Raw genomic sequence first — 13,376 nt, 5'->3', positions numbered from 1 at the left:
CCAGGACCGCACTACGGCCGATACTGTCGACGAACCTGGCACGCAAGACGGTCCAGGCCGGGTTGTGCAACCCACGCAAGGGCTGTCCAGCTACTTCAAAGGAGAACCGTCCCATGTACGGAGAAGCAGTTATGGCAGTGAGTACGGGAGCCGCCAGTGGAGTTCTCTCCTACCTACTCCAAGGCCAGGTCGACGCACTGAGCACACGGATCTCAGCCATCTTCCGTCGCAGTAGCAACCCCCAAGAGGAGGCCTCCGCCTTGCAGATGCTGAATGAGCACGCGGAAGCGCTGACCCGGCGCGAGATTACTGAGCGTGCTGTCACCGACAACTGGACCGAGCTGTTCGCAGCTTTTCTTAGTGCCCACACCGACGCCCGGGCCGATATCGAGGAACTCGCGACCGCAGCACCAAACAGGACGACTACCATCGGCTCCCAAAACAATTACAGCTCTGGGGTATTCATCGGCAACAACCACTATGGTGAAATCAATATCAGCACTCGGGGCGACAGGTGACCGCCGACGCCCCAGTGCCCCAAAAGTCGCAGCCGATTCAAAATAACTACGGCAACGGTGCATTTATCGGCGGCGACCAGCATGGCGACATCAATATTCACCACGAGATCGACCCGAAAACCAAGGCCACACTCGCGAAACTGGGAAAGTCGGCACCTAGGCTTTCCCAGATGCTCGAAAATGCCCTGCGCGACGGAATAATCTCACCCGACACTGCCAGTCAGCTCTCCGTGGCCGCCCGAAGCATCAATGAAGACGTAGCCGACCGGCTCACATACGCCTCACATCGGATAAATGAGGACGTCGCCAGCCTTCTCACCCATGCAAGCCGCAGCATCAACGAAGATGTGGCAAGCCAGATAGCCCACGCTGCGGATCAACTTTCCCAGCTCTCTACAAGGATTGACTTCGAATCGCTTGATAATCTAGCAAGGCGCCTTGAGGGAATTCTCGGATCTCACAATAATGGCAGCTTCGGCGAGCTCGCAGTCCGACTCGAAAGCAGCATTGAAAGCCTTGGCGCTGCAACGGATCAAATGAATCACCTAAAAGGCGGCAGCATCCACACAGCAGAGCTCAAGCAAGTGACTTTATCACTTGCGGAGATTGCGAAACGAGTCGAGGCAAGAGTAACGCCACCTCCCCCGATAGTCCTCCCCGACTGGGAAGGAAGATTGCGGTGGCTTGGCATTGGAATTTTCCTTGGGATTGCGATATCAATTATTTTCGCAGCCTACTCATAGAAGGCCTCGTTCCTGACTTTGGCCCAATGCAGCCGACGGGAGCCGCAAGGTCGACCCGCTCTCCTCACCGGCTACAACACAAACGGGGAGATCGCCTGGGAGCAATGGTCCTCCTCTTCGCCAACCGGGCCCAGACCCATCGGATCGGGATGACTCGACGACAGCTGCCCCGAACTCGCCTCCCGCACCCTGCAAGAATTCACCACTCCCTCCATAAGGGGCACTACACGATTTCAGATGCAGATGGCCACTAAAGGAGCTGCTCGGGTGGTCCTGCAGCCGTCACTCGCATCAGAAATCAGCTGGTCCATCCTGAAATCCTCACATACCACCTCTACACGCACGAAAGTCTGACAGTCGAGGCCTGGCGAATTTCCCTGCACTGCGCGACTCTGATAATTCTCCACCGCATCGATTATCGCGACTCTAACCATAAGAGCTCGTAACACGATCACTGGCCGTGGGTGTTGAGTCGTCGCCAGCAGATGCGCTGCAGGCGAGTGAGACGAAGGCGTTGTGGAGGTCGAGGCGGCGTTCCCAGCGGACGGCGAGGCGCTTGAACTGGTGGAGCTGGGCGAAGGTCTGCTCGACGACATAGCGGAGCTTGCCGAGCCCGATGATGTCCCGCGCGCCCTTGCGGGAGATGGCCGGCAGGATGCGGCGTTTTCGCAGCTCGCGGCGGTTGGGGTTGCTGTCGTAGCCCTTGTCGCCGAGCAGGGCGTCCGGGCGTTTGCGGGGGTGGCCGACGCGGCCGGCGACGGGCGGGATGCCGTCGACCAGGGCGAGGGTCTGGGTGACGTCGTTGACGTTGGCGGCGGTGGTGATCACGTGGAACGGTATGCCGCCGCCGTCGCTGATCAGGTGGTGTTTGCTGCCGGTCTTGCGGCGGTCGACCGGCGACGGGCCGGTCGCGTCGCCCCCTTTTTCGCGCGCACATGGGAGGCGTCCACGCAGGCGCGCGTCCAGTCGATCAGTCCGGCCGCGTTCAGCTCGGCCAGGAGTATGCGGTGCAGGGCCTCGAACACCCCGGCCTCCTGCCAGCGGCCGAGCCTGCGCCAGCAGGTCTGCCCGGAGCCGAAGCCCAGCTCCAGGGGCAGTTGCTGCCAGGTGATGCCGGTGTACAGCACGAACAGGATGCCCTGAAGGCACAGTCGGTCGTCCACCGGGCGCGGGCCCGGCGACCGCTCCGGCCAGGCCGGCAGCAGCGGCTCGATCCGGGTCCACAGTTCGTCGCCAACGATCCACGGTTTGTTGCTCACGCCATCACGAACGGACGAATCGTCACATCGGTCACGCTCTACCAGCGACGATCAGCAAGATCCTGTTACGAGCTCTAAGCAGGTGCGCCTCAGAGGGTAGGCCAGTGATGGCCAGCGATTGCCACTTGGGAAGATCCCCCCACACGGCACCGATCAGCCTGCCGCCTGTGCAGTTCCAGATGCGTCAGCCCTGGCTGTGGACGCCGAGCCCCGTCCGCGCAAGCATTCGCCGCGTATTCCAGCGACCCTACGTAGCGACGGCCGCGCACAGTCGCCACGACGCATTCATCACTACTCGGCGCTTCTCACCACAGCTCGTCGTCAAGGCCGTCGCATGTGCACTGGTTGTGAAATGATCTCCCGTGAGGTTCATATTTCCGCAGGTCAGAGGCATGCTCGATCAGAACTACGACCTCTAATCGCGGTTGCCGGTGCGGGCACGAAGCCTGTTCAGGGCCCCGTCGCGCTCTTCTCGAGCGCGGCGGGGCCCTCTCGGCGGGTGGGGCCGATCGGGTGGAAGTAGGGGGTTGTGCGTTGCGTCGGGGGAGGGACGGTCGGACGGTCGGATGAACTTCCGAGATGCGCATTCACTTCCGGACCGGGCGGATCGCCTCGGTGCTGGCCCTGCTGGCCGGTTCGCTGCTCGGCAGCAGCGTGCTGGCGCCGCCGGCCCAGGCCGCGATCTCTTTCACCAAATCCGTCGACAAGGCGACCGCCTCCCCGGGGGAGAACGTCACCTACACCCTCCGGTACACCTGTTCCATCACCGAGTGCACCGACGGGCGGATCACCGACACCCTGCCGTCGAACATGCAGTTCGTCGGCTGGACGCCCGACCCCTCCTCGGTGGACCAGGCCGCCTCCACGGTGCCCGCGGCGGGCGCGATGGGCGGCACCATGGACATCAGGCTCAAGGACCTCAGCCCGGGCACCACCGCCACCATCACGGTGACGATGAAGTACCCGAACTTCACCACCCCCGACGGGGCGGCCTCCACCAACTCGGCCACCATGACGGCCACCGGTGAGCCCAGCCAGACCGCCACCGCCGACACCAAGGCCCAGGTGCAGCCGCAGTACACGGTGACCAAGGGCATCCAGACCTCCAGCAGCGACGGGCGCACCGTCACCTACCAGTTCAGCGCCTGCGCCACCGACCTGGTGCCCAACGTCGACCTGGACACCAGCCGGCTGCTGGACACCCTGCCGCCCGGCGCCGTGGTGGACACCGGCCGCTCGCCCGGCTGGAGCCAGGTCGCGCCCGGCCCCAACACCTGGGGCTACGACATCGGGGAGTTCCGCTCCGGCAACGGCCGCGGCGGCTGCCGGCTGCCGGGTGTGCTGGTCGTCAACTACCCGGAGGCCGACTTCCCGGACGGGACGACCTCCGACAACACCGTGGACCTGTACGGCGACCCGATCGGCCCGGACGCCGAGCGCGAGCTCGACACCGCCGGCACCACCACCGGTCAGTTCCGGCCCCCGGCCACCGGTGTGATGGTGACCGCCAGCAAGGTGTGGCGCGACAGCGTCGCCTCCGGCGACCTCAACTCCTTCAGCCTGTCGGCCACCAACACCTCCGGCCCGGCCACCAGCCTGACCATGACCGACCCCGGCGCCGGCACCACCGACGGCCTGTACAACTGGCTCTTCCCGCAGTCCCTCCAGCTGGAGCCGTGGAACCCGACCAGCATCGGGCTCACCCTGCAGTACCGCCTCGACGGCGACCCGACCTGGCAGACCTTCAGCCCGTCCAGCCCGCTGGACGGGTCCAGCGCCCGCCGGATCACCTTCGTCCAGGGCGCCGGCGACCCGACCCGCGACGAGCTGGGCATCCCGGCCGGCCGCCGGCTCGACGGCCTCAGGTTCACCTGGGACGGCCCCATCCCGACCGGCTGGAGCCCGGGCAACTCGGTGCAGGTGATCACCCAGGTCGTCACCCCCGGCCACGACGGGCGCCCGGCCCCCAGCCCGCTGACCAACTGTCTGGACACCACCGCCGGCGACGGCACCAGCACCTCCGCCGCCAACGCCTGCGCCTCGACCACCGTCACCGCCGCGACCAACCTGGGCGCGGCCAAGACCACCGTCGCCGGCGAGCTGTCCGCACCCGGCGGCATGGCGACCTTCCAGGTGATCCCGTACAACCGCAGCGGCCGCGACCTGACCCGCCCGCTCGTGCTGTACGACGTGCTCCCGGCCGGTGTCGTCTACGTCGAGGGCTCGGCCCGCCCGGACCCGAACTACCCGGACGCCAAGGCCCCCCAGTCGATCACCGTCACCCCCGGCCCGGACGGCCGCCAGATCGTCAGGATGGAATGGCCGCCCGGCGCGCCCGACATGACGTACCTGCACGACGCGCTGGCCTACCGGATGCTCTTCGACGTGCAGGTGGCCAGCAGCATCCGCTCCGGCGAGCTGACCAACGACATCTACGTCACCGTCGACCAGCCGACCGCGCCGGTCTCCTGCATGTTCTCCGGCTCCGACAGCGGCAGCACGCCGGACGTGCTGGACCTCAACGGCAACGGCGACACCTCCGAGCTCATGTGCCACGCCTCCTCCCAGATCCAGGTGGACGTGCCGAGCGTGCTGCGCTCGTACAAGGAGGTCATGGGCGACCTGGACGCCGACTACGTCAGCATCGGCAGCGCCACCCCCGGCGGCCGGATCTCCTACCGGATGACCGTCCGCAACGACTCGCCCGACCCGGTCACCGACTTCATCGCCTACGACAAGCTCCCCACCCCGGGCGACAACTACGTCCTCACCCAGGACGCTCCGCGCGGCAGCGCCTGGACCCCGTCGCTGAGCCAGCCGATCACCACCAGCGACCCGACCGTGGGGATCGAGTACACCACCGACCCCAACCCGTGCGTCGACGCCGCCCTGGTCAACCGGACCGGCTGCAACAGCGGCGCCACCTGGAGCAGCACCTTCCCCGGCCCGGGAACGGCCACCTGGTTCCGGGTCCGCCGCCCCGGCAGCCTGCCCTCCGGCGAGGCCTTCACCCTGACCTGGCCCATGGTCGCCTCGGTGGACGCCCCCGACGGGGAGTACGCCTGGAACAGCTTCGCCTTCACCGCCACCGACGCCAGCGGCCGCCAGCTGCTGCCCGCCGAGCCGGCCAAGGTCGGCGTCGCCGTCAAGCAGACCAGGCCCTCCGACAACGCGCTCGGCGACTTCGTCTGGCAGGACGTGGACAGTTCCGGCATCCAGAAGCCCGGCGACCCGGGCATCGCCGGCGTCACGGTGAAGCTGCTCGACGGCAACGGCCAGCCCGTCCGCGACAAGAACGGCAAGCCGGTCACCACGGTGACCGACCAGAACGGCCACTACCTCTTCGACCACCTGCCCGACGGCAGCTACGCGGTGCAGTTCGACCTGTCCACCCTGCCCGCCGGCGCCGTCGTCACCAAGCGGGGCGTCGGCACCGATCCGGCCAAGGACTCGGACGCCGACCCGGCCACCGGCATCACCCAGACCGTCACGCTCAGCGGAGGGCAGCGCGACCTCGACCTCGACATGGGCGTGATCCTGCCGACCACCCCCACCGGGTCGCCGTCCCCGTCGCCGTCCCCGTCCCCGACCTCCTCGCCTTCCCCGACGTCGTCCCCGTCGCCGACGTCCTCGCCGACGCCGTCGCCGTCCCCCTCGCCGACCGCGACCCGGTCCGGCAGTACGACCCCGACCGCCGGCCCGACCCACAGCGCGAGTCCGTCGGCGAGCGGCGGGACGCTGCCCAACACCGGCGGCTCGGCGCCCGACGCGCTGATCGCAGCCCTCGGCGCCCTCGCCGTCCTGGGAGGTGTGGCGCTGTGCGCGGTGGTCTACCGGCGGCCCGGACGACACAGCTGACACCGACGACGGACAACTGAACACCCGACCGACACCAGTGGCGCCGCCCCCAGCGGCGCCACTGGCGCGTTGTCGGAGGCGGACGGGCAGGCAGGCGGGCGGGCAGGCGGGCAGGCGGGCAGGGCTGGAACCGGGGGCTCGGGCTGCGGGAGTTCACCCGGGGAAGGCCTACGGGCGCTCCGGAGTCAGCGCCAGGACGGCGAGGTCGTCGGCGAGCAGGCCGGCGTACTCGTGGACGTCCTGGGCCAGGAAGGAGACCAGCCGGTCGGGCGAGGTGGTGCCGAGGGCGGCCAGGCGGGGGGCCAGCGGGTAGAAGGCGCCGGTGGCGTCCCGGGCCTCGCTCACACCGTCGGTGTAGAGCAGGACGGTGTGGCCCGGGGGCAGCGCGACGGCGGTCGGCTTGCCGCGCTCGTCGGGGGGCCCGAGGTGGGCCAGGCCGAGCGGGAGTTCGTCCGCGCAGGACACCGGGGTGATGGTGTGCTCGGTGAGCAGCAGCGGGGTGGTGTGGCCCCGGTTGACGATCTCCACGCAGTCGGAGCCCGGCCGGTACTGCAGCAGGACGGCGGTGACGAACAGCTCGTCGTCGCCCCGGTCGGCGGCGTCGCGCAGGACGGCACGGTCCAGCTGGTCGGCGAGGTCGACCAGGTCGGGGGTGTCGTGCGCGGTCGCCCGGAAGGCGCCGAGCACGTCGGCCACCGTACGGACGGCGCCGAGGCCCTTGCCGCGGACGTCGCCGAGCAGCACCCGGACGCCGAAGCGGGTGTCGCACACCTCGTACAGGTCCCCGCCGACCAGGACCTCGGCCTGGGCCGGGCGGTAGAGGCCGGCCACCCGCAGACCGCCCGCCCGCTCGGGCACCGGGCGCAGCACGGTGCGCTGCAGGGTCTCGGCGACGGTACGGGCGTGCAGCAGGGTGCGGTTCTGCCGGGTCCGCTGCCAGGACAGGGCGGTGCCCATCACCCCGGAGAGCAGCGTGGCGATGTAGACCCAGACGTGGTGCTGCTCGTCGATGTGGCCCGCCCGCACGGCCAGCACCAGTTGCAGCGCCAGGGCGCCGACCGTGGTGGTGGCGGTCAGCACCGGGCCGTAGCTGAACGCCGCCACCACGGGCAGCGCGGTCAGCAGGAAGCCGGCCGCGACGGCGTCCGGGACGACCGCCTCGGCGGCCAGGTCAAGCAGCAGGAGGAGCACCGGCAGCCAGGGCACCCAGCGCGGTGCCCGGGGTTCCACGGCCGCCGGATGCTCCGGGCGGGGTGCTACGGGCACGGTGGGGTCCTCCTGGCCGACCGGTCGGTATGACCGGTTCGTCCCTCCATGCTCTCCTACGGAGGACCCGGCCACGAACGGCCGAACGTCCCGGTTTCCGGGACCGACCGGGCCCGGAAGCGGGGCGTCAGGGCCGGTCGGCGGACGGTGACCAACCCGGCCCCGGCCGACAGCCGGGGCCGATGGGCGGTCGGCGGGCGCGCCGACAACCGGGCCGGTGGGCGGTCAGCGGCGGCCCCACCGGTGGGCGGTCAGCAGCGAGACGGTCATCAGCGGACGATCACCGGCAGGGTCTCGAAGCCGCGCAGGACCAGGCGGTCCCGCCGGGCCGGCACGCCGCCCGGGGCCAGCCGGGGGAAGCGGTCGAGCAGGGCGGGCACCGCGACCTCGGCCTCCAGTCGGGCCAGCTGGGCGCCCAGGCAGTAGTGCGGGCCGCCGCCGAAGCTCAGCGGCTGGCTGTCCCGGCGGGTCGGGTCGAACACCTCCGGGCGGTCGTACCGGGCCGGGTCGTGGTTGGCCGCGCCGAGCAGCAGGAGCGCCACGTTGCCGACCGGCACGGGCAGCCCGTCGACGGCCAGCCCCTCGGCCAGCGCCACCCGGGAGGTGAGCTGGACCGGGGAGTCGAAGCGCAGCACCTCGTCGGTGAAGCCGGCCGGGGTGATCGCGCCGCTGCGCAGCCCGGCGGCGGCCTCCGGGTGGCGGAACAGCAGGGCCAGGCCGTTGCCGAGCAGGTTGGTGGTGGTCTCGAAGCCGGCCACCAGCAGCAGCACCAGGTTGGCCAGCAGTTCCCGGGCGGGCAGCCGCTCAGGGTCGTCGACGGCGATCCGGGCCAGGTCGGTGACCAGGTCGTCTTGCGGGCGGGCGAGGCGCTCGGCGGCCAGCTCGGTGAAGTAGCCGGCCAGTTCGTCGGCGGCCTCGTCCGCCTCGGTGAGCTCGGAGCGGTCGTCGATGAACTCCAGGGCGACGGTGAGGTCGGAGGCGAGGTCGCGGAAGCGGTAGCGGTCCCGCTCGGGGACGCCGAGCAGTTCGCAGATCACCCCGACCGGCAGCCGGAAGGCGAAGGCGTCCATGAAGTCCACCGGCGAGCCGTCGGCGCCCTGCTCGGCCATCCCGTCCAGCAGCCCGGCGACCGCCTCCTCCACCGCCGGGCGCAGCGCGGCCACCCGGCGGGCGGTGAAGACCGAGGCGATCAGCGAGCGGACCCGGGGGTGGTCGGGCGCGTTGCGCTGCAGGATCGAGCGGCCGAACAGCGCCAGCGACGGGTGCTCGGCGAACTCCGGGGTCAGCTCCGCCATCATGTCGGCGGTCGCGACGGCGAAGGCGGGGGTGCGCAGCACCTTGTCGGCCGCGGCGTGGCCGGCCACCAGGAAGGTGTCCGGCCCGGCGGGCACCGCCGCGCCCAGCGCGTGTGCCCGCGCGTACAGCGGGTACGGGTCGGCCCGGCCCTCGCTGGTCAGCAGTTCCTCGATGATCGCCGCGCCGTCCATCCGGTGCTCCCCTCCCAGAGGCCACGTTCCTGCTGCGTGAACCACCGGAGGGTGCAGCGGAGTTCCCGTCCGGCGGGGGCGCCGGGCCGGGCGGGTTGGCGCCCGGCCGTCGGGCGGCTCGGTAGGGTTGCCGGTATGGAGATCTGGATCAACCCGCGCTGCGGCAAGTGTCGATCGGCGCTCGGCGAGCTGGAGGCCGTCGGGGCCGAGTACACCGTGCGGCGCTACCTGGAGAATCCGCCGACCGCGGCCGAGCTGGAGCAGGTGCTGGAGCGGCTGGGCCTGGAGCCGTGGGACATCACCCGCATCGACGAGCAGGTCGCCAAGGACCTGGGGATGCGGAAGTGGTCCCGGGAGCCGGCGGACCGGGACCGCTGGATCGCGGCGATGGCGGAGCACCCGATCCTGATCCAGCGCCCGATCATCACCGCGGACGACGGCCACGCCGTCGTGGCCCGCACCCCCGAGGCGGTCAAGTCCGTCCTGCCGTAGCAGCGCCGCGTCCGGAGCCCAAGAGGCGTCCGGGGCGTCCGGGGCCGGTCAGTGCAGCTGGATCCGCTGCACCGGCCGGCCCGGGTGCCAGTTGAGGACCCACAGGTGGCCCTCCCCCACGGCGGTGTGCACCACCTGCTCCAGGTCCAGCCGGAAGGCGTGGAAGGCGGTCGGCGGCGGCTCGGGCAGATCGGCCGCGTAGGCGGAAAGTTCGGCCTCGTCGGTGATCTCGACCGCGCGGCCGGAGACCTTGGAGTCCCCGCCGGCCATCGTCTCGTCCCCCGGATGGGCGTGCAGCGCGAAGCGGCCGTCCCGTTGGAGGTCGCGCGCCTTGGCCGAGCCGTACATCGACCCGAGCATCAGGTCGGCGCCGACGAAGTCGACCTCCGTACCGCTCACCCGGGGCGACCCGTCCTTGCGCAGCGTCGCCAGGACGTGGTGCTTCTCGGCTTCGAACCGGGCCCGCACGAGGGGCGCCAGCTCGGGTGCCTGCTGCTCGAAATCCTGCCAGGTGGCCATGGCGCCAGTCTGGCACCGGGCACCGACAACCGCCGGGTGTCAGGGGCCGGTGCCAGACTGGCGGAGTGACCACCACGACCACGTACATCGCGTTCCTGCGGGCGATCAACGTCGGCGGCCGGACGGTGCGGATGGAGCGGCTGCGGGCGCTCTTCGCCGAGTTGGGGCTCGGGGGCGTGCGCTCCTACATCCAGAGCGGCAACGTCTTCTTCACCACCGACGAGCCGGACCGCGCCGCCCTCACCCGGCGCATCGAGGAGCACCTGGAACGGTCCCTCGGCTACCCGGTGCCCACGCTGCTGCGGACGGTCGACGAGGTGGCCGCGCTGCTGGCCGCCGAGCCGTTCAAGGGCGTCGAGGTGACGCCCGACGTCCGGCTGGTGGTGGCCTTCCTCTCCGAGCCGCTGCCCGCCGACCTCGCCCTCCCCCGCCTCTCGCCGAAGGGCGACCACGAGGTGGTCGGCGCCGACCCGGGCGCCGCGTACGTGGTGGTCCACCTGCGGGACGGCAAGTGGGTCACCGGGGAACTGTTCGGCAAGGCCTACCGGGGTGCGGTCACCTCCCGGTTCCTGCACACCACCGAGAAGATCCTGGCGGTCGCCCGGAAGGGCTGACCTCCTGACATCCGCGCACCGGCCACCCCGGCACCAGGCAACCCGGCCACCCGGCCACCCGGAACCGCGGTGGCGCACCGGGCGTCTGGAGTGCAGTGACGTACTCACCGTGCGCCGGCACCCGGCGTGATCTGGACAGTCCGAGCCGGCCGAGCCGACAATCGGGCCATGACGTCTCCTGAGTTCCGCACCGGCGCCGTCCGGCCCTCCGGCGCGGTCCGCCCCTCGGACGCCGAACGGGACCAGGCGCTCGGGGTGCTCAAGGACGGAGCGGGCAGCGGACGGCTGTCGCACGACACCTTCCTCGGCCGGATGGACATCGTCCTGCACGCCACCAGCCGGGGCGAGTTGGACGAGGCGATGACCGGGCTGCCGACCGGGAGCCCGGTCGAGCGCTTCCTGCTGCGGACGGTCGGCCGGGTCTCCGCGTTCGGGGACCGGCTGCGCCGGGCCTGGCGCACCGAACGGCTGCCCGGGCTGAGCCTGCCGGAGACCGGGGCCGGGCAGTTGACGATCGGTCGGTTCCCCGGCTCGGGGCTGCGGCTGCACGACGCCTCGGTGTCCCGACGGCACGCCGAACTGCGGCGCGAGGGCGGCGGCTGGGTGCTGTACGACCTGGGCTCGACCAACGGCACGCATGTGAACGGGCGCCGGATCGCGGGCGGGGTACGGGTCCGGCCGGGCGACCAGGTCCGGTTCGGGAACCTGGAGTTCCGGCTCGCCTCGGACTGAGTCGCACCCCCGGCCGGTCGGTACGGACCCGAGCGGGCACCGGGGAGGCGTCGGGTGGGCGTCCATGCGTGCGGACGGTGAACGTGCGGGTGTGCGGGCGTGCGTGCGGGTGTGCGGGCGTGCGGGCGTGCGGGCGTGCGGGCGGTGAACGTCAGCCGCGGGTGACGTGCAGTTCGGCGTAGCGGTCGCCCTTGTCCGCCTTGCGCAGGGTGACCTTCGCCGTGCCGACGGCGGTCTCGGCGCCCTTGCCGACGGTCTTCCGTTCGTCCCCGACCGCGACCTCGACCGTGCTGTCGGTGATGTGGCTGACGGTCATCTTCACGGTGCGGTCGCCGCCGAAGACCTGGAGGGTCTTGGAGGCCTCGGCGTCATCGGTGCGCACGACGACGTCGCAGCTGTCGTCGTCGAGGCAGAGCGCGACACCGCCGTCGCAGGCGGTCAGTCCGGCGCCGAGGGTGAGGACGGCGCCGGCGGCGAGGAGCGCCGGGCGGCGGACGGCGGGCCCGAAACGGCGCCGGGCAGGGGTTCGGTGGGAGTTCGGGGTGCTCGCTGTGGTCATGGCGTCGACGGTAGGCGCCCGCACGCGCCCCGCCATCGGCCGTCGGCGGTACGCACCCCCTGGCCGGCCCCGGAGCGCCCGAACGATCGCGACCCCGAGGGCGATGGGTCGAATCCCCTAGGGGACGAGGGGAGTTGGAACTGCTGGATCGGATTCCGGAAAGGCTCGGCATATGCCTCAGAGGTATGCCACGCGCGTAGATCGACGGGCCGCGAAAAGGACCGGCGGTCAGTCGGCGACACCGCCCAGGTCGCTGCCCCGCGCACCGGCCGGACCCCACAGCGGCGCCATGCAGCGCTGGTAGGTGGCCTGCCAGTGCGGCCAGTTGCGGGCCACGTCGTCGTCGCACTCGGCCAACAGCCGCTCCACCAGAGCCGGTTCCACACCCTCCAGCAGCCAGGCCAGCGCGTCCGCCGTCCCCGGGCCGTCCGCCGAGCGCAGCAGGTCCATCAGCTCGCCCAGGCCGCCGAGCCGGGAGCCCTCCGGGACCACCCGCTCCATCCGGGGCAGCAACTGGCGCTCCTCGATCCGCAGGTGCGTCTCCAGCCGGGCCGCCAGGTCCTCCATCGCGTACGCCACCGGCCAGGCGCTGCCGGTGTCCCGGCTGGCGATCCGCACCAGCGTGGTGACCCGGGTGAACGAGTGGTCGAGGTTGTGGTGGTCCGCCTCCAGCCAGTTGAGCAGCAGCCGCAGCTCGGGGGCGAAGCGGCGCACGATCGGCCAGATCCGGCTGTCCTGCTGCTCGTGGTGGCAGGTCAGCATCGCGGTCACGAAGCTCCAGTGCCGCAGCAGCGCCTCGCCGGCGTCGTCCTCGCCGGGCTGGAGCAGCCGCAGGGCGTTGGGCAGCCGGGCGAGGTCCCGGCGCAGCGCGGCGTGCACCAGCCGCAGTCCGGCGAAGCGGGCCGTCGCCGGCTCCTCGCCGACGGCCCGCACGGGCACGGCCGCGCCCCGGGTGTCGACCCCGGACCCCGCCTGCTCGGGCACGGAGGGGGACGGCTGGGGCAGTAGATGGATCGGCATGGCACTCTCTTCACGACGTCGTGGGGCGGGCGGGGCCAGCCGGTGGAGCGGCCCCATCCAAGGTGCTCACAGTCGATCAAAAGTGAATCAATGTCCGATTGACGCGCAGGTCACAGGCATGTGCGCGGGGGAAGCCGCGCTGCGCGGGTGCCGCCCCGCGATCGCCCGCCCCGGCCTCCGGACGCTGCCGGAACGCCGTGGGGGGGGGGGGGGGGGGGGGGGGGGGGGGGGGGGAGGGGGGGGGGGGGGGGGGGGGGGGGGTGGGGGGGGGGGGGGGGGGGGGGGGGGGGGGGGGGGAGGGGGGGGCGT

General features: G+C 71.1%; 11 protein-coding genes and 1 pseudogene. 6 read left to right on the top strand and 6 right to left on the bottom strand.

Annotated elements, in window-relative coordinates; all coding sequences use genetic code 11:
- Window positions 1–113 precede the first annotated feature (113 nt).
- On the top strand, window positions 114–518 hold the full coding sequence (locus tag AC07BF_RS22345) for a hypothetical protein (RefSeq protein WP_478333808.1): 405 nt from the start codon (window positions 114–116) through the stop codon (window positions 516–518).
- The gene (locus tag AC07BF_RS22340) at window positions 515–1,261 is read left to right on the top strand and encodes a hypothetical protein (protein WP_478333807.1); all 747 of its coding nucleotides are present in this window, start codon (window positions 515–517) and stop codon (window positions 1,259–1,261) included. Before AC07BF_RS22345 ends, AC07BF_RS22340 begins: the two co-directional genes overlap by 4 nt.
- Window positions 1,262–1,712: 451 nt before the next feature.
- Here the strand turns inward: AC07BF_RS22340 and AC07BF_RS22335 are convergent.
- A pseudogene (locus AC07BF_RS22335) lies at window positions 1,713–2,502 on the bottom strand (IS5 family transposase).
- Between the two features lie 597 nt (window positions 2,503–3,099).
- Between AC07BF_RS22335 and AC07BF_RS22330 the strand changes: the two are divergent.
- Window positions 3,100–6,378 carry an SdrD B-like domain-containing protein gene (locus AC07BF_RS22330; protein WP_478318756.1) on the top strand — a complete coding sequence of 1,093 codons (3,279 nt, stop codon included), beginning with the start codon at window positions 3,100–3,102 and terminating at the stop codon, window positions 6,376–6,378.
- Window positions 6,379–6,546: 168 nt separating this feature from the next.
- On the opposite strand, the gene AC07BF_RS22325 is transcribed toward AC07BF_RS22330, so the two are convergent.
- Both AC07BF_RS22325 and AC07BF_RS22320 read right to left on the bottom strand, forming a co-directional pair.
- A complete protein-coding gene (locus tag AC07BF_RS22325; protein WP_363580909.1) occupies window positions 6,547–7,644 on the bottom strand; it encodes a PP2C family protein-serine/threonine phosphatase in 1,098 nt (365 codons plus the stop codon).
- Window positions 7,645–7,913: 269 nt separating this feature from the next.
- Entirely contained in the window at window positions 7,914–9,131 is a 1,218-nt protein-coding gene (locus AC07BF_RS22320; RefSeq protein ID WP_363580908.1) for a cytochrome P450, read from the bottom strand.
- A gap of 135 nt (window positions 9,132–9,266) precedes the next feature.
- Here AC07BF_RS22320 and AC07BF_RS22315 point away from each other — a divergent pair, with 135 nt between their 5' ends.
- Window positions 9,267–9,623 (top strand): arsenate reductase family protein, encoded by a 357-nt coding sequence (locus AC07BF_RS22315; protein WP_400805584.1) that lies wholly within the window; start codon window positions 9,267–9,269, stop codon window positions 9,621–9,623.
- Window positions 9,624–9,671: 48 nt separating this feature from the next.
- On the opposite strand, the gene AC07BF_RS22310 is transcribed toward AC07BF_RS22315, so the two are convergent.
- Complete coding sequence (locus AC07BF_RS22310) at window positions 9,672–10,142, bottom strand: pyridoxamine 5'-phosphate oxidase family protein (protein ID WP_363580906.1); 471 nt, start codon at window positions 10,140–10,142, stop codon at window positions 9,672–9,674.
- Window positions 10,143–10,207: 65 nt separating this feature from the next.
- Here AC07BF_RS22310 and AC07BF_RS22305 point away from each other — a divergent pair, with 65 nt between their 5' ends.
- Entirely contained in the window at window positions 10,208–10,756 is a 549-nt protein-coding gene (locus AC07BF_RS22305; RefSeq protein ID WP_478333806.1) for a DUF1697 domain-containing protein, read from the top strand.
- A 168-nt stretch (window positions 10,757–10,924) separates the two neighbouring features.
- Complete coding sequence (locus AC07BF_RS22300) at window positions 10,925–11,488, top strand: DUF1707 and FHA domain-containing protein (RefSeq protein WP_363628525.1); 564 nt, start codon at window positions 10,925–10,927, stop codon at window positions 11,486–11,488.
- 151 nt (window positions 11,489–11,639) lie between these two features.
- Here the strand turns inward: AC07BF_RS22300 and AC07BF_RS22295 are convergent, their stop codons facing one another.
- Window positions 11,640–12,047: a hypothetical protein gene (locus AC07BF_RS22295; RefSeq protein WP_363580902.1), complete on the bottom strand. Its 408-nt coding sequence runs from the start codon at window positions 12,045–12,047 to the stop codon at window positions 11,640–11,642.
- A gap of 228 nt (window positions 12,048–12,275) precedes the next feature.
- A complete protein-coding gene (locus AC07BF_RS22290; protein WP_363580900.1) occupies window positions 12,276–13,067 on the bottom strand; it encodes a hemerythrin domain-containing protein in 792 nt (263 codons plus the stop codon).
- Between the last annotated feature and the right edge of the window lie 309 nt (window positions 13,068–13,376).

The organism is Kitasatospora sp. NPDC043950, assembly GCF_056435345.1.
This window is presented reverse-complemented; position numbering and strand designations above follow the sequence as displayed.

Coding starts and splice junctions, on each gene's coding strand:
- AC07BF_RS22345 (WP_478333808.1), top strand. CDS start 114: ATGTACGGAGAAGCAGTTATGGCAGTGAGTACGGGAGCCGCCAGTGGA.
- AC07BF_RS22330 (WP_478318756.1), top strand. CDS start 3,100: ATGCGCATTCACTTCCGGACCGGGCGGATCGCCTCGGTGCTGGCCCTG.
- AC07BF_RS22320 (WP_363580908.1), bottom strand. CDS start 9,131: ATGGACGGCGCGGCGATCATCGAGGAACTGCTGACCAGCGAGGGCCGG.
- AC07BF_RS22315 (WP_400805584.1), top strand. CDS start 9,267: ATGGAGATCTGGATCAACCCGCGCTGCGGCAAGTGTCGATCGGCGCTC.
- AC07BF_RS22310 (WP_363580906.1), bottom strand. CDS start 10,142: ATGGCCACCTGGCAGGATTTCGAGCAGCAGGCACCCGAGCTGGCGCCC.
- AC07BF_RS22300 (WP_363628525.1), top strand. CDS start 10,925: ATGACGTCTCCTGAGTTCCGCACCGGCGCCGTCCGGCCCTCCGGCGCG.
- AC07BF_RS22295 (WP_363580902.1), bottom strand. CDS start 12,047: ATGACCACAGCGAGCACCCCGAACTCCCACCGAACCCCTGCCCGGCGC.
- AC07BF_RS22290 (WP_363580900.1), bottom strand. CDS start 13,067: ATGCCGATCCATCTACTGCCCCAGCCGTCCCCCTCCGTGCCCGAGCAG.